Here is a 21,246-nt window from a genome sequence, read left to right as displayed (position 1 = left end):
GAGACTTTAAGTCAGGATGGCAGAAATACCGACTTAAGGAAGATTTGGAGGTATTTGTAAATGGCGGATGAACATCGTCCCAGCGTACAGGAAATTAATTTAGGTCAGGAAATGCGCACGTCTTTTCTTGATTATGCTATGAGTGTCATCGTCTCACGCGCACTGCCCGATGTGCGTGACGGCATGAAACCTGTCCACCGCAGAATTTTGTATGCCATGAACGACCTTGGCATGCATTCAGATAAGGCCTATAAAAAATCAGCCCGTATTGTTGGTGAAGTTATTGGTAAGTATCACCCACACGGGGATTCGGCTGTTTATGAGGCCATGGTGCGCATGGCCCAGGATTTCAGTTATCGCTACATGCTAGTGGATGGGCATGGCAATTTTGGTTCAGTCGATGGTGACTCAGCGGCAGCCATGCGTTATACTGAGGCACGCATGTCCAAGATTTCGATGGAACTGCTGCGGGATATTAATAAAGACACCGTTGATTATACGGACAATTATGACGGAGCAGAACGGGAACCAGTTGTCTTTCCTGCCCGTTTTCCAAACCTGCTTATAAATGGCGGCGTAGGGATTGCCGTCGGGATGGCAACCAATATTCCGCCTCATAATATTGGTGAGACAATTGATGCGGTACTCGCTGTCATTAAAGATCCGGAAATTACGATTAGTGAACTAATGGAAAATCATATTTACGGTCCTGACTTTCCAACAGCTGGTGAAATTATAGGCAGAAGCGGCATCCGTAAAGCATTCGAAACTGGAAAAGGCTCAGTAACCATTCGTGCAAAAACCCATATTGACGAACAGTCAAATGGCAAATCAACGATCATTGCAACCGAATTGCCTTACCAGGTTAATAAAGCGAAATTGATTGAGAAAATTGCAGAACTTGTCCGCGACAAACGCATTGACGGAATCACCGATCTGCGTGACGAATCAGACCGCAATGGCCTGCGTGTTGTTATCGAACTCAGGCGTGATGCCAATCCAAATATAGTACTAAATAATTTATATAAATATACGGCTCTGCAGACAACATTTGGCGTTAATATGCTTGCCTTGGTTGACGGGGCTCCGCAAGTATTAACGATTAAGCAGTGTCTTGAACATTACCTGGATCATCAGAAAGAAATTGTTAAGCGCCGAACTGCTTTTGAACTGCGTAAAGCTGAAGCGCGGGCACATATTTTGGAAGGTTTGCGGGTGGCACTTGACCATCTTGATGAAGTCATTTCGCTGATTCGTGAATCGAAAACAACCGATGTTGCCCGTGACGGCTTGATGGAGAATTACGATCTGAGTGAGAAACAGGCCCAGGCTATTCTGGATATGCGTTTGCAGCGTCTGACGGGATTGGAACGCGAAAAGATTGTCAATGAATACAATGACTTGCTCAAGCAAATCGATGAATTGAGAGCCATTTTGGCAGACGATGAAAAGGTTCTGGAAATTATCCGGGAAGAACTGACAGAGATTAAAGAGAAATATAATGATGATCGACGCACAGAAATCGTCTCCGGCGGGGCAGATTTTATTGATGATGAAGATTTGATTCCTGAGGAAAATGTGGTCATTACCCTGACACACCAAGGATATGTAAAACGTTTGCCTGCATCAACATATCGGACACAAAAACGCGGCGGACGCGGCATCCAGGGCATGGAAACGAATGAGGATGACTTTGTTGAACATTTGGTGTCAACATCAACCCATGATACGATTCTCTTCTTTACAAATAAAGGGAAAGTCTATCGTGCCAAAGGTTATGAAGTTCCGGAATTCAGCCGTACTGCCAAAGGCATACCGATTATTAATTTATTGCAGGTGGAGAAAGATGAATGGATCAACGCTGTTATTTCAGTCGCTGAATACAGTGAGGATTATTTCTTGTTCTTCACGACGAGATATGGCTTGTCCAAACGCACGAAGTTATCGCAATTTGCCAATATACGAAAAGGCGGGCTGATTGCAGTCGGTCTGAGGGATGAAGATGAATTAATCTCAGTCAGGATGACAGATGCAACCAAAGATATCATGATGGGCACGAAAAATGGCTATCTTATCCGTTTTCCGGAAGACCAGGTCCGTTCAATGGGAAGAAATGCAGCCGGTGTGCGTGGCATATCACTGCGCGATGATGATGAAGTTGTTTCCATGGAGATTTTGGATAAAGGCGTTGAAGTGCTCCATGTAACCAATAAAGGTATCGGAAAACGTACACCAGAAGAGCAATACCGTATTACAAACCGCGGCGGTAAGGGAATTTTCACGTGTAAACTCGCCGATGATAATGAAGTTGTCGCGGTTAAAGCTGTGACAGACGATGAAGAAATCATGCTCATAACAGTCGCCGGTGTGCTGATTCGAATTCCGGTTGAAGGAATCTCACAGACCGGACGAAATGCACAAGGTGTCCGTCTGATCCGTTTGAATGATAATGAGGAAGTTGCAACGGTTGCAAAAGTAGATAAAGATGAAGAACTAGATGAGTTGAATACTGATGAAAATGAAGACTCCGAAACAAGCTCAGAAGAAGATCAGGAAACTTAATGAATCAATAGCTTTGTTTGATGGTGACCCAACAGTAATCGTTTTGGGTCACCATTTTAGTCAAAAAGGCATATGGAGAACAATATAAAAAGACAGTAGAGGACTATAAAAAGCCTTTTATGTGATGTTTACTTAAAGATGACATCTGAGAATGAGAGGACACATTCCAAAATTGTTGAAAAACTGCAGCATGAGCGCAATCTGCGAAATTTGATAATTCTGTTGTAAACGTGTTCTTGGATAACTTGAGGAAGTCCGGCTGTTTATCCTAGTATTTTTGCAAAAGGAGTTCTTCGAGAAGGTTCGGGATTTTCTCGGAAGTAATTTTCAAAAAGGCTTTAATAAACGGATAATCTGCGTCCGGCTTGGCTGTCAGCAGTTCCCCCACCATTGGGATTCATAGCGGCACAGCATGCTTAAATTGTACAAAAGCAAATAATGTATCATAATTTCAGAAATCGGGAGAAAATTTTCGCGGTGGATGGGAAAATAAATAGCACTGCCGTTTGTTTCAGTGAAAAACGGACTGTTATGGGCAGGTTTGAACGGCGCATCCAAATAAATATCAATTACTGCCCATGTGTTTCTGTATGCTGAATAGCCGGCAAATAGCGTTTGATACGCTTAATAAAAGCATTGGCTGTTAAGTGGTAGCTGTCGAGCAATGAGACGGGAAATTTTAAATGTGAGGTATCAAAACGGCCGACAGCAGTCATTTTGTCCTGCTGATGAAAAGTGAACATGGAGGTCATCTCCGGTATTAAGGCCAGAAGCCGCTCCATAGTAATTTTTTCAAATGGTGATTCTTTAATGCCCAGTAAATAATGTGTGAAATAAGGATAGAGTCCATTGTGCTGAATTTTCACTTCATCTTTCAAAAACGTATAATCTTTCTTTTTGCGCTTTCTGCTTGAGACACCATGTGCTAATACTGCCGTTGTTTCCGGATAATTTGGTCTGACAGTTAATAACACTGCTTTCAGTATATGGACCATGCCGTAAAAAAACAGCATCGGCTGGAGCAAGGTTTCCATACTTTTGCCATTCTCATAAAACCGGACGCCATGATCCAAATAATGGATGAAGGGCTGGCTATTTTCAAAACTCTTCACGGTCGTATCGATACCATCAAGTTGTTTATAGCAGTCATTTAAATAACGCTGTGCTGTCTGTTGTGACTGAAGATAAGTATATAGGTCCCTATCAGACTGATTGATCATAAAATACTCCTCACTATTTATACAAATTTTCTGAATTGATTTTTTTTTAATATGTGTTTGTTATTGTATTGAAAAAGCTTTTTTGTTGGCGTATTCTAAATAACAATAGTAAGACAAGTATAGTTTGACCAGCTTAAAAAAGAATAATCATTTTTCCCGTATTTAATGGTCAGTAAACCGCGGGAATATAGCGGCAACTGATCCTAAATGACCGATTCTGTTCAACTAACATTCAGTAAAGAAGAACACTTTACTGAATGAAGTTTCACTTTATAAATAATTTCTGATAGGAGGATGAGGCATGCGCGAAGACAAGTTTGCCAAAGAAGGACTAACATTTGATGATGTTTTATTGATGCCTGATAAGTCGGATGTATTACCGAATGAAGTCAATGTCAGTACAGCATTGACTGAAAAAATCAGGCTTAATTCACCGCTTTTGAGTGCTGGCATGGACACAGTTACTGAAGCGGATATGGCCGTCGCTATGGCCAGACAAGGCGGCTTGGGGATTGTTCATAAAAACATGTCAATCGATGAGCAAGCAGAACAGGTTGATCGGGTTAAACGGTCAGAAAGCGGTGTTATCACAAATCCGTTTTTCCTCACACCGGAACATCAGGTTTTTGATGCTGAACATTTAATGGCAAAATTCCGCATTTCCGGCGTCCCGATTGTTAATACAATTGATGAGCAAAAATTGGTTGGTATTTTGACGAATCGCGATTTGCGTTTCATCCAGGACTATTCCACACCAATTAAAGATGTGATGACAAGCGAGAATCTGGTGACAGCCCCTGTAGGAACCACACTTGAAGAAGCGGAACATCTGCTGCAGGTACACCGGATTGAAAAATTACCGCTTGTCGATAATGATCGCTACTTGAAAGGTTTAATCACGATAAAAGATATTGAAAAAGCGATTGAATTTCCAAATACTGCTAAAGACTCACAGGGCAGGCTTCTTGCTGGCGCTGCTGTTGGTGTGACGGGAGATGCGATGGCACGTATTGACAGCCTTGCTGAAGCAGGTGTTGACGTGATCGTCATCGACACTGCCCACGGTCATTCAGCGGGTGTACTGGAAAAAATCCGCGCAATAAGAGAAGCATATCCTGATCTTGATATTATCGCCGGGAATGTTGCCACAGGTGAAGCGACTGCAGAGTTAATTAAAGCAGGCGCATCAGCGGTAAAAGTCGGCATCGGCCCTGGATCGATTTGTACAACCAGAGTCGTAGCAGGTATTGGCGTTCCGCAGATTACAGCTGTCTATGACTGTGCTACAGCTGCAGCCGAATATGGGGTTCCTGTCATTGCTGATGGCGGCATCAAATATTCCGGTGATATTGTTAAAGCACTGGCAGCCGGTGCTCACGCTGTAATGCTCGGCAGTATGTTTGCGGGTGTAAAGGAAAGTCCCGGCGAAACAGAAATATTCCAGGGCAGACAATACAAAGTATACCGCGGAATGGGTTCGGTTGGCGCTATGAAGGCAGGTTCCAAGGACCGTTATTTTCAGGATGCTGAGGATGCCAAAAAATTGGTTCCTGAAGGGATTGAAGGAAGGACTGCCTATAAAGGACCGCTTGCCGATACTGTTCACCAATTGCTCGGCGGCTTAAGGGCCGGCATGGGTTATTGTGGAACGGAAACAATTGATGCGCTGCGTCATGATGCCCGGTTTATCAAAATTTCAAATGCCGGGTTAAGAGAAAGTCATCCGCATGATGTGCAAATTACAAAAGAAGCACCGAATTATTCGTAATTCAAAATAGTCAATCGTACCTACTGAATATTTATTAGATAGGGCTTTTCCCTGTCTATTTTTTTTCAATTTTTTATGGTAAAATATCAGAGGTATAAAAAATTAATAGAAGGCTTTATTTAACAGCCTGATATAAATCAACAGATGTTTTTCATCAATAAGGTGGAGGTAGAGAAAGTGAGATACAACTTAAGGAAATTCGTGCCGCTATTACTTGTTACAATGGTAATGCTTTTAACCATTGCCATTCAGCCTCATTCTGTAAAAGCTGCAGAACCGGTAGACATTGAGGCTGAATCAGCAATCCTGGTTGACTATGAGACAGGGAATATTATTTATGCAAAAAACCCTGATATGGCACTACCTCCAGCTAGTATGACCAAAATAATGACTGAATATCTTGTACATGAGGCTATTGAGGAAGGTCAAATCAGCTGGGATACGACAACACAGATCAGTGACTATGCCTACAGCATCTCTGCGGATACATCATCCTCGGGGGTAGGTTTACAACAAAATAAAGACTATACCGTTAAACAATTATATGATGCCATGGCAATCAACTCGGATAATGCGACGAGTATTGCACTGGCTGAGCTGATTGCCGGATCTGAAGGTGAATTCGTCAAGATGATGAATGCCAAAGCAGAAGAAATGGGCTTGACAGATACAGAATTTGTCAATTCTACCGGCCTTGCGAATTCATCACTTGGTGAAAACGTGCCGGAGGGTACTGATCCGAATGCCAATAATTTATTATCAGCCCGTTCATCAGCTCTTTTGGCATACCGTTTAATTAATGATTATCCTGAAGCACTTGATGTCACGAAAATTCCGTCAACTGAATTTGAAGGTGAAACGATTACGAACTGGAACTGGATGTTGAAACATGGTGAGGAATCCAGTTCGCTCCAGCAATTTTATTATGAAGGTATGGACGGATTGAAAACCGGTCATACAGATCTCGCTAAATATGCCTTCACCGGTACAGCTGAACAAGATGGCAATCGTCTGATATCCGTTGTTATGAAAACAGAGAGTATGGAAGCACGTTTCCAGGAAACCGCTAAGCTTTTGGATTATGGTTTTGAGCAATTTGAAAATCAGGAAATCTTCCCGGCAGGCTATCAGCTGGAAGGTGAATCATCTATTCCTGTATTAAAAGGTAAAGAAGATACTGTACAGGTTGCGACAGATCAAGCTTTCAATGCCTCTGTTAAAGGTGAACAGGCAGAGAATTATACCATCGAATATCATTTCAATGAAGATTTAATGAATGAAAGTGGTGAATTAACAGCACCGATTGAAAAAGGTGAAAAAGTCGGTACTGCTAAAGTGACCTATAATGGTGATGATGAAAATTATGGCTCTATTTTGCCTGACGAGAGTCCTGGATCAATTAATCTGGTTGCACAGGATGCCGTTGAAAAGAATAACTGGTTTATGCTGACTCTTGGAGCTATTGGCAGCTTCTTTACAGACATATTCAGCACGGTCGTTGATACAGTTAAAGGCTGGTTTTAAATAAGACCTGACAAGATGCAAGGCTAAAAATCCAATGGTCAATTATACAGGAGGCGTATATATGGGAAATACAGGAACAGAACGTGTGAAACGTGGTATGGCAGAAATGCAAAAAGGCGGCGTCATTATGGACGTTGTAAATGCCGAACAGGCGAAAATCGCTGAAGAAGCAGGAGCGGTGGCGGTCATGGCACTGGAACGGGTGCCGTCTGATATACGTGCTGCTGGCGGAGTAGCCCGAATGGCCACCCCTGAAATTACCGAAGAAGTCATGAATGCCGTCTCGATTCCGGTCATGGCTAAAGCACGCATTGGCCATATTGTGGAAGCCCGTGTACTTGAAGCGATGGGTGTTGATTATATTGATGAAAGTGAAGTATTAACACCTGCAGACGAAGAATTTCATTTGAAAAAATCGGATTACACTGTACCGTTTGTGTGCGGCTGCCGTAACCTTGGTGAAGCAGCACGCCGTATTGGTGAAGGGGCGTCCATGCTTCGTACAAAAGGTGAACCGGGTACAGGCAATATCGTTGAAGCTGTCCGGCATATGCGTCAGGTACAGTCTGAAATCAGAAAGCTGAGTTCAATGTCGGATGATGAAGTGATGACGTTTGCAAAAGAGATCGGTGCGCCATATGAATTGCTGATGGAAGTCAAAGAGGAAGGTCGCCTGCCTGTCGTCAACTTTGCTGCCGGCGGTGTTGCAAGTCCGGCTGATGCGGCATTAATGATGCAGCTGGGAGCAGATGGCGTGTTTGTCGGATCCGGTATTTTCAAATCAACCAATCCTGCAAAATATGCGAGAGCAATTGTTGAAGCGACAACACATTATACGGATTATAAGCTGATTGGTGAACTTTCCAAAGACCTTGGCACGGCCATGAAAGGAATTGAGATTGGTACCTTGGAAGGTCAAGACCGCATGCAAGATCGCAGCGAATAGAAAGAAGGGTGACCCGATATGAGTACAATTGGTGTACTGGCATTGCAGGGAGCTGTACGTGAGCATATACGCTCTGTTAAGGAAACAGGCGCACAAACCCTCGAAATCAAGCGAAAAGAGCAGCTGGCAGAAATTGATGGCCTAATTTTGCCCGGCGGTGAAAGCACAACAATGCGTCGATTGATAGATGGCTACGATTTTTTTAAAGCCATTCAAGCGTTTGCAAAGCAAGGAAAGCCTATTTTCGGCACGTGTGCAGGCCTGATTTTAATGGCAAATGAAATTGAAGGCCAGGACCACGCGCACTTAGGTTTAATGAACATGAAGGTCGCGCGGAATGCCTTTGGCCGTCAGGTGGCAAGTTTTGAAGCGAATTTGGATGTGACATATGTCGGGAATCAGTTCAATGCTGTGTTTATACGTGCCCCGTATATACTTGAGTCAGGATCTGATGTGGAAGTGCTGGCAACTTACAAAGACAGGGCAGTCGCAGCTAAACAAGGGCATTACCTGGCGACGGCTTTCCACCCTGAGCTGACAGATGATAACCGTTTTATTGAATATTTTGCACAAATGGTGGAACAATCGAAACAGACACTTGCATCATAGTAAAAAATCCGATATGATAAAGTGAATCTTCAATCAGTGGGGGGTCTCTTTCTCTCCCACTGATTGTTAGATGAACGAATCGGACATTTACTGGCAGTTGCCCCCTAATCTTCATCGTATACGCGAACATTTGAGATGGGGGTCTTACTGCCAGTTACATGCGGGATAAACAATAATAAATGTAACAGTCGTGAAAGGAATTAGTAGCTTGCATGCTTTTTTTCAGAGAGTCGGTGACAGCTGGGAACCGATATTACGCTGCTTGTGAATCCATCCTTGAACTGGTTTGCTGAAAAGTGTCAGTAGGCAGTCCCGGCTAAACGCCGTTATCGTATTTGAGCCGGAAGCGTTACTTGCTTCAATAAGGGTGGCAACGCGGGAACAATACTCCCGTCCCTGATATTTTATCAGGGGCGGGAGTTTTTTAATGGAAAAGTGTCTGCAAGAAGTTTAAAACTTTGAGAGGGCAAGCTCTGGAACTGGACAAAATTGAATTAAAAAGGAGGATTTTAACATGCTGGACATGAAACATTTACGGAATAATTTTGCTGAAGTAAAGGAAAAGCTGGCTCACCGCGGTGAGGACTTGTCAGAACTGGAACGATTCGGTGAACTGGATGAACGGCGCAGAACGTTAATTTCTGAAACAGAGACGCTAAAAGCAAAGCGCAATGAGGCATCGAAACAAATTTCCTCATTGAAAAAGGAAAAAAAGGATGCAGAACCGGCAATCAAAGAAATGCGTGAAGTCGGGGCACAAATTAAAGCATTTGATTCAGAACTGAAGGAAATTGAAGAAACACTGGAAACCATTATGCTTTCGATTCCGAATATCCCGCATGAAAGCGTCCCGATTGGTGAAGATGAAGAAGATAATGTCGTAGCACGCAAATGGGGCGATTTGCCAACATTTGATTTCGAGGAAAAACCGCACTGGGACATTGCAGCCGATTTGGATATTATTGACTTTGAACGGGCTGCCAAAGTAACCGGAAGCCGCTTCGTGTTTTACAAAGGACTTGGGACACGGCTGGAACGGGCATTAATCAGCTTTATGATGGATCTGCATGCGGATGAACATGGCTATACTGAAATGATGCCCCCGCAAATCGTTAATCGTACAAGTCTGACCGGGACCGGACAGCTTCCTAAATTTGAAGAAGATGTGTTTAAACTGGAAGAATGGGACTATTTTCTTATCCCTACGGCTGAAGTGCCGGTTACGAACTTTCACCGTGATGAAATACTAAATGTTGATGAGCTGCCGAAGAAGTATGCGGCTTACAGTGCAAATTTCCGATCGGAAGCAGGTTCTGCCGGACGTGATACACGCGGATTGATACGCCAGCACCAATTCAATAAAGTCGAACTGGTTCACTTTACGAAACCTGAAGATTCCTACGATACACTGGAAACACTGACAAATGATGCTGAAACAGTTCTGCAGCGCTTAAATCTGCCTTACCGTGTGATGAGTATGTGTACAGGAGATCTTGGCTTTACGGCTGCTAAAAAATATGACATTGAAGTGTGGATTCCGAGCCAGGAAACGTACCGTGAAATTTCTTCCTGCTCAAATTTCGAGGATTTTCAAGCAAGACGTGCCGGTATTCGTTTCCGCAGGGATTCAAATGAAAAGCCGGAATTTGTTCATACGTTGAATGGATCCGGTCTCGCCGTCGGACGTACTGTAGCCGCTATTTTGGAGAATTATCAGCGAGAAGATGGCTTAGTCGTAATCCCGGAAGTGTTGCGCCCATATATGGGTGGAAAGGATATTTTAAAGGCATAACGCAAATGAAAAAGACAGGATAGCGTCGGACGTCCCCTACCCTGTCTTTTTTATTTATAAATTTTCTCCTTGCAGTCCCGGGAGCAGATTTCGATTCCCTTTTGCTGCTTGCATCACTGTGAAATGGTTTTGAGACTGCTTATCGAGGCCTTTTTGCTGCTTGATTCCCAGTAAATGACCTTGAGCCTCTTGAGCATTTTTATTGCTTGATTCGACATGAGCTTTAGTCTTTTTTCGTGAAAAGTTGACACCAATCAAATAAAAAGTTATTGACATCTATAATCCGACATGTTAAATTTATTCTTGTCGTCATTACGGAGGTATACCCAAGTTCGGCTGAAGGGATCGGTCTTGAAAACCGACAGGCGGGTCAAACCGCGCGGGGGTTCGAATCCCTCTACCTCCTCCATTTAATTTTAATCGCATAAATTGGAGATATTACGAAACCGCCCAACCGTTACATTTGTAGCGGTTTTTTTATTCTTGAAAATTACAATGAAGCGCCTTCGCATAATTGCGGGGTGTTTTTTTAATAGCTAACGTTTCGGGTTAAACTGTAATATTTGGTATAAAGATTCGTCTAATGAGTAAGAAATGCCTAACAAGAGGAGGCTGCGGGATGGATGAGGAATTAATAACAGATTGGTTTGAAGCCTATGCTGATGATATCTACAGATTTCTTGTCTACTACATGTCAACACCAGATGTGGAAGATATCGTTCAGGATGTTTTTATAAAAGCAATAGATCGCTATGATTCCTTCAAAGGTGATTCAAGTCCAAAAACATGGCTCATATCCATTGCACGCAATCTTGCTATTGATGAAGCACGGAAAAGCAAACGGCAGGATTGGCGTAAATTGATTAAATCGTATGATTATAAAACAGAAGCATCCCCTGAGGAAAACCAATTAGCCAATGAAACAAGACAGCAATTGCATCAGGCTATTTCGAAATTGAAGCAGGATTATCAGGATGTCGTTATTCTGCGGGGGATTGAAGAAATGACAGTCGCTGAAACGGCCACTATTTTAAAATGGCCTGATACCAAGGTGCGCGTAACATTTCATCGGGCGTTAAAATCATTAAAAACGAAAGTGAAGGAGGGCGATTATGAATCATAATGAAGACGAATTGCAAAAGGAGTTAAGCAAAATGAAAACATCCCATTCATTAGACCCTCAAACGAAAAAATCGATGAAAATGACGATACAAAAACATGCAAAAAGAAAACGGAAACGCGCAAAATTAAAACGATCCGCTATATGGTTTTCAACAGCGGCTGCTTTACTGATAGGTGCCGGGCTTCTGTTTAGTACAATTAACAGTAATCAGTCTGTTATGCCATTTGAGGAGCATAATCAGACAGAATACAATGATACAGCTGAAGAAGGAAAGGAAATGCCTGCAGAAGGCGAAGAAAATGAAGAAACAACCGAATCTGCTGCAGAAAATACAGATCCACCACCATTTTCGGTAAGCGAACAGGGAACCGAAACACAAACCGTTATGATTGAAGGAATGGAAAATGAGACGACAATTACAAACTACACACTTGAACCATATGGGATTCAGTACCAAATTGTAGAATTTCTGGGTAATTATACGATAGATGATCAGACCGTCAGACACTATAGCGATACTGATAACGCCTGGGTAACGCTGGAAGTTGTGGATGATGCCAGCTTGGATGATGTTGTTTCCAACGTACAAACCGAATATGGCGGTGACTTCAACTATACGGAAGAACCGGCTGACACATCACAGGATGAGAATCCTTATGAAGGGATTCGGCAGCATTTTTCCGACCCGCCGCAAGGGTACTATGCCTATCAAATTGAGGAAAATGTACTCGTCATTCAATATGAATATGTGATTGAAGTTGGTGACGGAATGGGACCAGGACTTCAAGTTTTGCGGGACTCGATTACACAATAAAAGTCAGCTTGTGTTATTCTAACAGACGAGGCTTTTGCCAAAAATCAGGTAAAAGCCTCGTTTCAAGCTTGACAATTGACCCATTAGCAGGTATATTACATAAAAATACAGAAAAGGTTATCGTTAATTAATGAGCCATATTGAATATAAATGAAACGAAGAAGAGGTCAGTAGCAATACGCTTCCCGATAAGAGAGTGGAATTCACCGGCTGAAAGATTCCACAGGGCCCCGGCTTTGTGAAACCTGCCTTGGAGTTGTCAGACTAAACCTGGCCGCAGTCTCTGCGTTATCACAAATAAGCGGGCATGCTTGGCATGTCAACAAAGGTGGTACCACGGAAACACCCTGAAGTCCGTCCTTTAACAGGATGGATTTTGGGGTGTTTTTATTTGTTGCAAGCAACCAAGGTTTCGTTTTTTAACCTTACAATTTAAAGGAGAGATGATGATGATTGAAAAAATGGCGTTTATCGGTGCCGGATCAATGGCCGAATCAATTCTGACCGGAATTTTAAATAGTGACATTCTGCCGAAAGAGCGTATTTATATAACGAATAAGTCTGATAAAGAAAGGCTGGCATTTCTGGAAAATACATATGCCGTTCAAAATAATGAAGATAAAAACGAAACGGTGGATGGTGCTGATATCGTTGTAATCGCAGTCAAACCTCATGATGTGGAAGCTGCCGTGTCTTCGATCAGTGACTGTCTCACGCCGGACCAGTTGGTGATTTCAGTTGTCGCGGGTGTTTCTACCGATACAATATCCAAAACACTGGGCAATGACATACCAGTTGTCCGTGCGATGCCGAACACATCGTCAGCTGCCGGCCAATCTGCTACAGCTGTTGCTCGCGGGCCATTTGCCAAAGATCAACATTTGGAGACCGCTCTGGCATTATTTAATACGATTGGGACAGCGATTGAAGTGAGAGAGGAGGATATGCATACCGTGACCGCCATTTCCGGCAGCGGACCGGCTTATGTTTATTACTTAGTCGAGGCCATGGAAAAAGCAGCAGTGGACGCCGGATTGGGTCAGGAGACGGCACAAGACTTGATTACACAAACGATTGTCGGTGCCGGTGAGATGCTGAAAACATCCGGACTTGATCCAGCTGAGCTTCGTGAAAATATAACGAGTCCCGGCGGTACAACACAGGCAGGAGTCGAAGCGCTGGGCAAACACAACTTTCAGGAAGCAATTGCGCGATGTGTGGAAAGTGCACGGGAGCGTTCAATTGAATTAGGGAAGAAAAAGTGAGACTCCTTAGCCTGTCCACGTTTTCTAAAGCTTAAATTGAATGTTAAAAAAGTGCTCCATTTTAAGGAGCACTTGTCATTTCATCTTATTATTTCCCGCGTTTTCCATTTCCGTGACTGCTGAATGAAGTGGCTGATCTTCTCCAGGACCGGTTCAATGGAATCATCCTGTTTCAGCAAATCATAATCAGAAATGTCGATTCGCAATATCGGACAAGCATTAAAGTTGTTGATCCACTCTTCGTAACGGTTGTGCAATTCTTCCCAGTAAGCAATTGGTGTGTTTTTTTCCATTTCACGGCCGCGGTTATGTATCCGCTCCACTATGTGATCAAAAGAACCCTCTAAATAAATCAGTAAATCGGGATGTGGAAAATATGGTGTCATCACCATTGCCTCAAAAAGGTTTGTATAGGTTTCATAGTCTGTTTTGGACATCGTTCCATTTTCGTAATGCATCTTGGCAAAAATCCCTGTGTCCTCATAAATCGAACGATCCTGAATAAAGCCGCCGCCATATTCGAAAATCTTTTTTTGTTCCTTGAAGCGTTCAGCCAGAAAATAGATTTGCAGATGAAAACTCCAACGTTCAAAATCATCATAGAATTTTCCCAGATAAGGATTTGTGTCAACCTTTTCAAAGGATGTTTTAAAGTTCAGGGCATTGGCTAGAGCTGTTGTCATCGTTGATTTGCCGACCCCGACAGTACCGGCAACAGTAATGATGCTGTCATGCGGAATCTGGTATTTATCACGTAAATTCATGTTTGTTCCCCTTTATTGTTTGGATATTGCTTTGTGGTTACACATTTGCTGTTTCACGAGATTAATAATATTTTCGAGATCTTCCTGGTGATTAACAAAATCCATTTCATCCCCGTTGATCCGGATAACCGGAATATCAGGATGGAGCACCTCGAATTCATTCATGTAAGTTTCATAATCCTGGGCGAGCTGTGATAAGTAAGATGCTTTGATGTTTTGTTCGATATCCCTGCCGCGAAGCCGAATTCGTTTTAAAACCGTGTCAAGACTGGCGTGTAAGTAAATCATGATATTTGGTACCGGCATATCTTTTGTTAATATATGGTAAATCTGTTCATATTTATCAAATTTGTCCGGTTGTAGTGTGCGCTTGGCAAAAATCATGTTTTTGGATATATGGTAATCGGCTATAACCGCTTTGTTTTGGTTCAGGTATTTCTGCTCAATATCTTCCAATTGCTTGAAACGATTGCAAAGAAAAAACATTTCCGTTTGAAAGCTCCATTCCTCAATATCATCATAAAATTTTCCGAGAAACGGATTTTCTTCAACGATTTCTTTTAACAGGTGGAAATCAAAATGGACAGAAAGTTTTTTTGCAAGTGATGTTTTTCCGATTCCAATTGGCCCTTCAATTGCAATGAATGGGACCTGTGGCATAACTTTCCCTCCAATCAGTCTAAAAGGTTGTTCAAAAAGTCCAGTTTACCCTCCTTTTTGAACACGCACTTTAAGTCACTTTTGATATTGTAGCACAGAAAAAAGGCCACTTCCACGCAAAATCAAAATCTGCCTTTTCATTCAGTACAAAATTTTGTATAATGTTTATTGTGCCTTTTTTCCTCTTTCAGGACTCCTGTATTGAGTGACAGTTATAATATCATGCCCCCGTAGCTCAGGGGATAGAGCAACAGCCTCCTAAGCTGTGTGTCGCAGGTTCGATTCCTGCCGGGGGCGCTTTAAGTCTTACATGGCGCAGGTTGTGGGCGTTGATACAGTCGCAAGCCGAATAGTAACAAAGGAAGCCTAACTTTAAGCCCTCTTTCCGTTTCTTTTATGTATGCGGAAAGGGGGTTTTTAAGGATTTGAATTAAAATACTTTAAAATTGTCATAAAATGTTCTAAAATAAAGGATAGTTACCGAAATGTTTATAAAACTTTATATAATTGTATAATTAATGCAATTATAGCGTATTGTGAAGTAAGCGGTTTTGCAACCGATTACAAATATTTCTTGATGAGGTGATAGGAATGGATATGCAGCGTATACCTGCACAAGACGGCACGTACAATCTGCAAAACTATGAAAACATGCGTAAGACGTTTTCATGGGAGGATATGAAAAAGCATTTCAGCTGGAACGATACGGGTAAAGTCAACATGGCGTATGAAGCTGTTGACCGCCATGCAGAAAACCCGGATAAAAAAGACAAAGCTGCGTTATTGTATTCATCACCAGACCGTGAGGAAAAAGTAACGTTTAATGAATTAAGCAAACAGAGCAACCAGTTTGCTAATGTATTGAAAAAATATGACGTTGAAAAAGGCGATCGTATATTCATGTTTATGCCGAGAAGTCCGGAATTCTATGCGGCATTCTTCGGTATTTTAAAAACAGGAGCGATTGCCGGACCGCTGTTTGAGGCGTTTATGGAGCAGGCAGTCCGTGATCGGCTGGAAGATAGTGAAGCAAGCATGCTGGTTACCACACCTGATCTGCTTGAACGGGTACCGCAGGATGATTTGCCTGATCTGAAAAAAATCGTTCTTGTTGGTGAGAACAATGAAACGTCCGACAAATACATTGATTATCAGCAGGAAATGAAAGAAGCATCAACGGATTTTAATATTGAGTGGGTTGACCTTGAAGATGGCATGCTCATTCACTATACATCCGGATCCACAGGTAAGCCAAAAGGCGTTTATCATGTGCATAACGCAATGATCCAGCATTATGCCACTGCTGAGTGGGTACTGGATCTTCAGGAAGACGATGTATATTGGTGCACAGCAGACCCGGGCTGGGTAACCGGTACAAGTTATGGTATTTTTGCCCCGTGGCTCTATGGTGTGACAAATGTGGTGCGCGGCGGCCGCTTCAGCCCGGATAACTGGTATGGCACGATTGACAAATATAATGTTTCGGTCTGGTATACAGCACCTACCGCACTTCGTAAACTTGTCAGTGCCGGCGAAGATGCCGTGAAAAAACATGAACTTTCTTCATTGCGTCACGTCATGAGTGTCGGTGAGCCGTTGAATCCGGAAGTTATCACGTGGGGCTTGCAGGCGTTTGACCTTAGAATTCATGATACGTGGTGGATGACTGAAACAGGTGCACAGCTCATTGTTAATCTGCCATCACAGGAAATTCGCCCGGGGTCAATGGGTAAGCCGATTCCAGGGGTTGAAGCTTCGGTTGTTGATAATGAAGGAAATGAAGTGCCGCCAAATCAAATGGGCAATCTGGCAATTAAAGCACCATGGCCCGCCATGATGCGGAAAATTTGGAAGCGTCCGGAAAAATACGAAAGCTATTTTATCAATGGGTGGTATGTATCCGGTGACAGTGCTTATATGGACGAAGACGGCTACTTCTGGTTCCAGGGTCGGCTGGATGATGTCATCAATACATCCGGTGAACGTGTCGGACCATTTGAAGTCGAAAGCAAATTGATTGAGCATCCTGCCGTTGCGGAATCGGGCGTTATTGGTAAACCGGATCCAGAACGTGGTGAAATTGTCAAAGCATTTATTACACTGAATGATGGCTATGAAGATTCCGAGGAATTGCTTGAAGAGGTACGGCAATTTGTCAAAACAGGCCTGAGTGCGCATGCTGCACCAAGGGAGCTGGAAATCAAGGATGCTATTCCGAAAACGCGCAGTGGAAAAATCATGCGCCGTCTTCTGAAATCCTGGGAACTTGGTTTGCCAACAGGTGATACGTCAACACTTGAAGAATAATTCAATCGTCAAAAAGGCTTTCAACGGGGATAAGTCCCGTTACTTGCCGCATATTAAGTAAATTGACCATCAATTTGTTTGTTAAATTGATGGTCAATTATGTTTTAAAATATGACCGGTATGTTTCAGTTCAATATGTGTCGGGTACAATTTATATGGAGCATTTTTAAAGGAGTGAATTCAAATGGCTAAAAAAATAGCAACCGTTATAACAGATATGTTTGAGGATGTTGAATATACAGAACCGGCTAAAGCATTTAAAGATGCCGGACATGAAGTGATTACAATCGGTGATGAGAAAGGCAATGAAGTTACAGGCAAAAATAACGAAACAACTGTTACCGTTGATGCGGGAATCGATGACGTAAAACCTGAAGAATTCGATGCATTGTTCATTCCCGGCGGATTTTCACCGGACATGCTCCGTGCAGATGAACGATTCGTGACATTCGCTAAACAGTTTATGGACGACAAAAAGCCGGTATTCTCCATCTGCCATGGTGCACAACTCTTGATTAATGCAAGATCATTGGATGGACGCAGAGCAACTGGTTTCAAATCCATCCGTGTGGACATGGAAAATGCAGGTGCAGAAGTATTGGATCAGGAAGTCGTCGTATGCGGCAATCAGCTGGTGACAAGCCGCGATCCGAATGACATCCCGGCATTTAATAGAGAGGCATTGAACGTGTTAAGTGCTTGATAAAAAATCAATCCCCCTGATCGCTCTTGTTAGCGGTTAGGGGGATTTTTTTAATTCAATTTCCTGATTGTAAAGTTATCTTGCAGGAGCAGCCAGTTTTGCGGGAAAGCAAGACCTAATTTCCAGTAGCTGATTCCCAGGAGACTCAATTCGTTGATCATATCGAATTTTGCCTGAATCGACCGTGCATCCTCAAACCATACTTCATGATTGTTTCCCTGAGCATCGGTATACGTAAAAAAGGGCGCCTGTGCTTCCTCGTCAAATTCGATAGCCACATTTTGATTGCGTGCGCGTGTGATAGCTTCCTGGGGGCTGATGGCTTCAGCAGGATCGCCTCCTTCTACAAAAGGCAGTGTCCAATCATAGCCGTAAAGGTTTTGTCCGAGCAAGATTTTATTGGCTGGCATGACACTCAATGCGAAGTTAACCACTTCCCGTACTTCATCAATCGGTGATACAGCTAGTGGCGGTCCGTAACTGTAGCCCCATTCGTACGTCATCAGTACAACAAAATCGGCAATCTCGCCGTGTGCTGCATAATCATGTGCCTCGTACCATGCCCCTGTTTGTTCGGCACTCGTTTTGGGGGCAAGGGCAGTAGACATTAATAAATCTTCATCTGTTAAGCGCTGCTTTGCTTTTCGCAAAAAGTTATTATAGGCTTCACGGTCTTCCGGCGGCAGAAATTCAAAATCAAAGTGAACATCCGTGAACCCAACCTCATTTGCCACATTGATGATATTGTCCAGTAATGTATTTTGTACGGCCTGGACAGTCAAAATAATGTGGCCGAGTTCCTGGCTGAATTCACCTTGTTCCAGGTTGGTGACAACGAGCATCAGTGATGTGTTCTGGTTTTCAGCAATTTGCACAAAATTATCCAGGAGCGGGGCTGTCAGGGTCCCGTCACGGCTGACTTGATAACTGAACGGTGCAAGATAAGTAAGATATGGCGTTGTTTTTTCTGCAGAATTGATTAACGTCTGTGAAACTTCTCCTCCAGTCGGTTCGATATAGGCATTTGAGGTGATGTCCGGTTTTGGCTGTTCGGGTATATAAAGTTGTGTCCCAACAGATAATATTCCTCCCACCGGGATATTGTTGATTTGTGCAAGCTGTTCGGCGGTCAAGCCAAACTGTTGGCCAATCGAATATAAGCTGTCTCCTTGCTGCACAAAATAAAATTGCCCCACGATTGGAATGACAAGTGTCTGGCCGACGACAAGGTTATTCGGTGCATCCAGTTCGTTTGCATCGATCAGAGCTGTCGGTGTTGTCCCGTATGTATCAGCAATTTGATAGAGTGTGTCGCCTTGGTTTACCACATGAATCTGCAAAAAAACCCCTCCTTTAAAATGCGTGTTCAAAAAGGAGGATAACAAGGACCGAGAATTTCGAGGCGGCGCAGTTTCGAGCAGCAGAATGTATGCCTTTATATACATGAGCGGCGGAGAAACAAGCCAATTAGAAACACGATGTGTCATTGTTACCGGACTTTTTGAACAGCCTCTTAAAATCATTTTCTTCTCTACAATATGATTTTAAAGAAGGGGATATTACTTAGATTGGCTCAATAATAGCATCCATGACCGAACGCATTAGGTAGAGAGCATATTCTGTTCCTTCCTTTTCCTCGGAAGCCATACAATTTTCCGGGATGTGCATGGAGTATTTATACATATAAGCATCTTTTGCTGTAAACAAAATACAAATATCACCAGCGATGCCTGCCATGATCAGATGTGTTTTGCCGAGATCATTTAACAATGCGTGAAGCGGCGTCTGGAAAAAAGCCGAATGTTGTGGTTTAATCAGGAAATAGTCGGAATCATCCGGTTTTAATGCCTGGATCATATGTTTGTTTCGGCTGTTTTGGCAGTGTTCAATAATCTTTCGGAAATCCGCTTGCCAAAGACCGTAATGATCATTAACGTAGATGATAGGTATATCATTTTCCTTACCGAATTGACGAAGCTTTTTTAAACCGGGTAAAATGTCATTTGTATGTTGGAGTAGATTTTCACTGCCGTCAAAGTCAAAATCGTTTATAATATCAACAAATAGGATAGCACTGTTATCAATAGAAGTATCCATTGCGTAACTCCTTTCTTCTTAGTCAGTTTTTCCTTTTGTAAGACTTTCAAACGTTAAGAGGTGTTTAAATGGCAAAAGATGCTGAATACATGCGTGAAGCGATTCAACAAGCGAAAAAAGCTGAAACGATGAAGGAAGTTCCGATTGGGGCCGTTGTGGTTTATCAGGATGAGGTCATTGCAACGGGGTGCAATATACGGGAATCTTCACAGACAACTTTATCACATGCAGAGCTTATTGCAATTGAAAAAGCGAACCAAAAAATTGGCAGCTGGCGACTTGAAGACTGTACATTGTATGTCACGCTTGAACCCTGTCCGATGTGTGCCGGTGCAATTGTTCAGTCACGCATCAAACGGGTGGTCTTCGGTGCCCCAGATCCGAAAGCAGGCTGTGCGGGCACACTTATGAATTTGCTTAATGATGACCGTTTTAACCATCAGGCTGACGTTGCAAGCGGCGTCTTGCAAGCTGAATGCAGCGCGTTGCTGACGGATTTTTTCCGGAAACTGCGGCAAACGAAATAATTCTTCGATAATGTGTCTATCCTAATCGACTAAGATTTTTGAGCGGTTTTGGTGAATTTGTCAGCATTGCCATGCGGCAAAAAACACTGTAAATTGTATCCACTCGTATGATTGTTATTGCATTTTGCAGTCATAGTAAGTATAATAATTATTGCCGTGCTAAGCGGGGAGGTAGCGGTGCCCTGTACTCGCAATCCGCTATAGCGAGGCTGAATCCCCATTCGAGGTTGGATGTCTGTAAGGCCTGCCTCAAGGGATTGGTGTTGACGCCCAGGTCCTGCGCAACAGGAACCCATGAATTCTGTCAGATCCGGAAGGAAGCAGCAGTAAGTGGTTATTCTTGTGTGCCGCGGGGAACCCTGAGCTGAGCCATGAACTTGGGTAACGCTTATGGATGTCCGATCAACAATGGGTGCACGGCTTACATAATGAAGAAAGACTGCATCAAGGTCGCAAGCGACGATTGATGCAGTCTTTTTTATGAATAAATATCTTAAAGAATGCTTTTTTGTTATAATTTTGACAAGTATAGTGCTGGATGTCTCAAATTTCAGCTATAGGAAAG

At 42.9% G+C, this 21,246-nt stretch carries 18 protein-coding genes, 2 tRNA genes, 1 other RNA gene, 1 pseudogene and 1 other annotated feature; of the genes and pseudogenes, 15 read left to right on the top strand and 7 right to left on the bottom strand.

All coding sequences use genetic code 11. The features are described 5' to 3' along the window. Positions 1-60 precede the first annotated feature (60 nt). On the top strand, positions 61-2,562 hold the full coding sequence (gene gyrA / locus AOX59_RS13710) for a DNA gyrase subunit A (RefSeq protein WP_068446386.1): 2,502 nt from the start codon (positions 61-63) through the stop codon (positions 2,560-2,562). Positions 2,563-2,830: 268 nt separating this feature from the next. On the opposite strand, the pseudogene AOX59_RS20745 reads toward gyrA, so the two are convergent. Together AOX59_RS20745 and AOX59_RS13705 are read right to left on the bottom strand one after the other, a co-directional pair. Next, a pseudogene (locus AOX59_RS20745) lies at positions 2,831-3,120 on the bottom strand (YaaC family protein). Positions 3,121-3,131: 11 nt separating this feature from the next. Continuing rightward, on the bottom strand, positions 3,132-3,782 hold the full coding sequence (locus tag AOX59_RS13705) for a YaaC family protein (RefSeq protein ID WP_250637005.1): 651 nt from the start codon (positions 3,780-3,782) through the stop codon (positions 3,132-3,134). Positions 3,783-4,083: 301 nt separating this feature from the next. Here AOX59_RS13705 and guaB point away from each other — a divergent pair, with 301 nt between their 5' ends. The 5 genes from guaB to serS all read left to right on the top strand — a co-directional run bounded on the left by guaB (position 4,084) and on the right by serS (position 10,421). Continuing rightward, a complete protein-coding gene (guaB, locus tag AOX59_RS13700) occupies positions 4,084-5,550 on the top strand; it encodes an IMP dehydrogenase (RefSeq protein ID WP_068446384.1) in 1,467 nt (488 codons plus the stop codon). 177 nt (positions 5,551-5,727) lie between these two features. Beyond that, entirely contained in the window at positions 5,728-7,074 is a 1,347-nt protein-coding gene (locus tag AOX59_RS13695; RefSeq protein ID WP_068446382.1) for a D-alanyl-D-alanine carboxypeptidase family protein, read from the top strand. A gap of 61 nt (positions 7,075-7,135) precedes the next feature. Continuing rightward, positions 7,136-8,020, top strand: a complete 885-nt coding sequence (gene pdxS, locus AOX59_RS13690) for a pyridoxal 5'-phosphate synthase lyase subunit PdxS (RefSeq protein WP_068446380.1) — start codon at positions 7,136-7,138, stop codon at positions 8,018-8,020. Between the two features lie 18 nt (positions 8,021-8,038). Next, entirely contained in the window at positions 8,039-8,629 is a 591-nt protein-coding gene (gene pdxT / locus AOX59_RS13685) for a pyridoxal 5'-phosphate synthase glutaminase subunit PdxT (RefSeq protein WP_068446378.1), read from the top strand. A 181-nt stretch (positions 8,630-8,810) separates the two neighbouring features. Beyond that, positions 8,811-9,030 (top strand) — a binding site (T-box leader). Positions 9,031-9,143: 113 nt separating this feature from the next. Beyond that, positions 9,144-10,421 (top strand): serine--tRNA ligase, encoded by a 1,278-nt coding sequence (gene serS, locus AOX59_RS13680; RefSeq protein WP_068446375.1) that lies wholly within the window; start codon positions 9,144-9,146, stop codon positions 10,419-10,421. Between the two features lie 54 nt (positions 10,422-10,475). On the opposite strand, the gene AOX59_RS13675 is transcribed toward serS, so the two are convergent. Continuing rightward, on the bottom strand, positions 10,476-10,697 hold the full coding sequence (locus AOX59_RS13675; RefSeq protein ID WP_068446373.1) for a hypothetical protein: 222 nt from the start codon (positions 10,695-10,697) through the stop codon (positions 10,476-10,478). A 40-nt stretch (positions 10,698-10,737) separates the two neighbouring features. Here AOX59_RS13675 and AOX59_RS13670 point away from each other — a divergent pair. The 4 genes from AOX59_RS13670 (at position 10,738) to proC (ending at position 13,623) form a co-directional block, all read left to right on the top strand. Beyond that, positions 10,738-10,830: transfer RNA gene (locus AOX59_RS13670), tRNA-Ser, on the top strand. A 210-nt stretch (positions 10,831-11,040) separates the two neighbouring features. Next, positions 11,041-11,544, top strand: coding sequence for an RNA polymerase sigma factor (locus AOX59_RS13665; protein WP_068446371.1), 504 nt, complete (start codon positions 11,041-11,043; stop codon positions 11,542-11,544). Further along, positions 11,534-12,358: a hypothetical protein gene (locus AOX59_RS13660; protein WP_068446369.1), complete on the top strand. Its 825-nt coding sequence runs from the start codon at positions 11,534-11,536 to the stop codon at positions 12,356-12,358. Before AOX59_RS13665 ends, AOX59_RS13660 begins: the two co-directional genes overlap by 11 nt. A gap of 443 nt (positions 12,359-12,801) precedes the next feature. After that, on the top strand, positions 12,802-13,623 hold the full coding sequence (gene proC, locus AOX59_RS13655; RefSeq protein ID WP_335338743.1) for a pyrroline-5-carboxylate reductase: 822 nt from the start codon (positions 12,802-12,804) through the stop codon (positions 13,621-13,623). Positions 13,624-13,703: 80 nt separating this feature from the next. Here the strand turns inward: proC and AOX59_RS13650 are convergent, their stop codons facing one another. Both AOX59_RS13650 and AOX59_RS13645 read right to left on the bottom strand, forming a co-directional pair. Further along, entirely contained in the window at positions 13,704-14,387 is a 684-nt protein-coding gene (locus AOX59_RS13650) for a deoxynucleoside kinase (protein WP_068446365.1), read from the bottom strand. 12 nt (positions 14,388-14,399) lie between these two features. Continuing rightward, positions 14,400-15,047: a deoxynucleoside kinase gene (locus AOX59_RS13645; RefSeq protein ID WP_068446362.1), complete on the bottom strand. Its 648-nt coding sequence runs from the start codon at positions 15,045-15,047 to the stop codon at positions 14,400-14,402. 224 nt (positions 15,048-15,271) lie between these two features. Between AOX59_RS13645 and AOX59_RS13640 the strand changes: the two genes are divergently transcribed. The 3 genes from AOX59_RS13640 to AOX59_RS13630 all read left to right on the top strand — a co-directional run bounded on the left by AOX59_RS13640 (position 15,272) and on the right by AOX59_RS13630 (position 18,057). Continuing rightward, positions 15,272-15,344 (top strand) — tRNA-Arg (locus AOX59_RS13640). Positions 15,345-15,638: 294 nt separating this feature from the next. After that, positions 15,639-17,354 carry an acetate--CoA ligase gene (acsA, locus tag AOX59_RS13635; RefSeq protein ID WP_068446360.1) on the top strand — a complete coding sequence of 572 codons (1,716 nt, stop codon included), beginning with the start codon at positions 15,639-15,641 and terminating at the stop codon, positions 17,352-17,354. 184 nt (positions 17,355-17,538) lie between these two features. Next, positions 17,539-18,057 (top strand): type 1 glutamine amidotransferase domain-containing protein, encoded by a 519-nt coding sequence (locus AOX59_RS13630; protein ID WP_068446358.1) that lies wholly within the window; start codon positions 17,539-17,541, stop codon positions 18,055-18,057. Between the two features lie 50 nt (positions 18,058-18,107). Here AOX59_RS13630 and AOX59_RS13625 read toward each other — a convergent pair whose 3' ends face one another. Next, positions 18,108-19,397 (bottom strand): glycoside hydrolase family 18 protein, encoded by a 1,290-nt coding sequence (locus AOX59_RS13625; protein ID WP_068446356.1) that lies wholly within the window; start codon positions 19,395-19,397, stop codon positions 18,108-18,110. Between the two features lie 223 nt (positions 19,398-19,620). Further along, entirely contained in the window at positions 19,621-20,154 is a 534-nt protein-coding gene (locus AOX59_RS13620; RefSeq protein WP_068446354.1) for a cysteine hydrolase family protein, read from the bottom strand. Between the two features lie 68 nt (positions 20,155-20,222). On the opposite strand from AOX59_RS13620, the gene tadA reads away from it, so the two are divergent. Both tadA and ffs read left to right on the top strand, forming a co-directional pair. After that, on the top strand, positions 20,223-20,681 hold the full coding sequence (gene tadA, locus AOX59_RS13615) for a tRNA adenosine(34) deaminase TadA (RefSeq protein WP_068446351.1): 459 nt from the start codon (positions 20,223-20,225) through the stop codon (positions 20,679-20,681). A 154-nt stretch (positions 20,682-20,835) separates the two neighbouring features. Then, positions 20,836-21,101: signal recognition particle sRNA large type (gene ffs, locus AOX59_RS13605), an RNA gene on the top strand. Positions 21,102-21,246 lie beyond the last annotated feature (145 nt).

Origin of the sequence: Lentibacillus amyloliquefaciens, from assembly GCF_001307805.1 — a bacterium.
Classification (GTDB): domain Bacteria; phylum Bacillota; class Bacilli; order Bacillales; family Amphibacillaceae; genus Lentibacillus; species Lentibacillus amyloliquefaciens.
The sequence above is the reverse complement of the archived record's forward strand: the minus strand, read 5'-3'. Positions and strand labels throughout refer to the sequence as shown.

Excerpts from the sequence above, each read along its gene's own strand:
- gyrA (WP_068446386.1), top strand. The coding sequence starts at position 61 with ATGGCGGATGAACATCGTCCCAGCGTACAGGAAATTAATTTAGGTCAG.
- AOX59_RS13705 (WP_250637005.1), bottom strand. The coding sequence starts at position 3,782 with ATGATCAATCAGTCTGATAGGGACCTATATACTTATCTTCAGTCACAA.
- guaB (WP_068446384.1), top strand. The coding sequence starts at position 4,084 with ATGCGCGAAGACAAGTTTGCCAAAGAAGGACTAACATTTGATGATGTT.
- pdxS (WP_068446380.1), top strand. The coding sequence starts at position 7,136 with ATGGGAAATACAGGAACAGAACGTGTGAAACGTGGTATGGCAGAAATG.
- pdxT (WP_068446378.1), top strand. The coding sequence starts at position 8,039 with ATGAGTACAATTGGTGTACTGGCATTGCAGGGAGCTGTACGTGAGCAT.
- serS (WP_068446375.1), top strand. The coding sequence starts at position 9,144 with ATGCTGGACATGAAACATTTACGGAATAATTTTGCTGAAGTAAAGGAA.
- AOX59_RS13675 (WP_068446373.1), bottom strand. The coding sequence starts at position 10,697 with ATGTCAATAACTTTTTATTTGATTGGTGTCAACTTTTCACGAAAAAAG.
- AOX59_RS13665 (WP_068446371.1), top strand. The coding sequence starts at position 11,041 with ATGGATGAGGAATTAATAACAGATTGGTTTGAAGCCTATGCTGATGAT.
- AOX59_RS13660 (WP_068446369.1), top strand. The coding sequence starts at position 11,534 with ATGAATCATAATGAAGACGAATTGCAAAAGGAGTTAAGCAAAATGAAA.
- proC (WP_335338743.1), top strand. The coding sequence starts at position 12,802 with ATGATGATGATTGAAAAAATGGCGTTTATCGGTGCCGGATCAATGGCC.
- AOX59_RS13650 (WP_068446365.1), bottom strand. The coding sequence starts at position 14,387 with ATGAATTTACGTGATAAATACCAGATTCCGCATGACAGCATCATTACT.
- AOX59_RS13645 (WP_068446362.1), bottom strand. The coding sequence starts at position 15,047 with ATGCCACAGGTCCCATTCATTGCAATTGAAGGGCCAATTGGAATCGGA.
- acsA (WP_068446360.1), top strand. The coding sequence starts at position 15,639 with ATGGATATGCAGCGTATACCTGCACAAGACGGCACGTACAATCTGCAA.
- AOX59_RS13630 (WP_068446358.1), top strand. The coding sequence starts at position 17,539 with ATGGCTAAAAAAATAGCAACCGTTATAACAGATATGTTTGAGGATGTT.
- AOX59_RS13620 (WP_068446354.1), bottom strand. The coding sequence starts at position 20,154 with ATGGATACTTCTATTGATAACAGTGCTATCCTATTTGTTGATATTATA.
- tadA (WP_068446351.1), top strand. The coding sequence starts at position 20,223 with ATGGCAAAAGATGCTGAATACATGCGTGAAGCGATTCAACAAGCGAAA.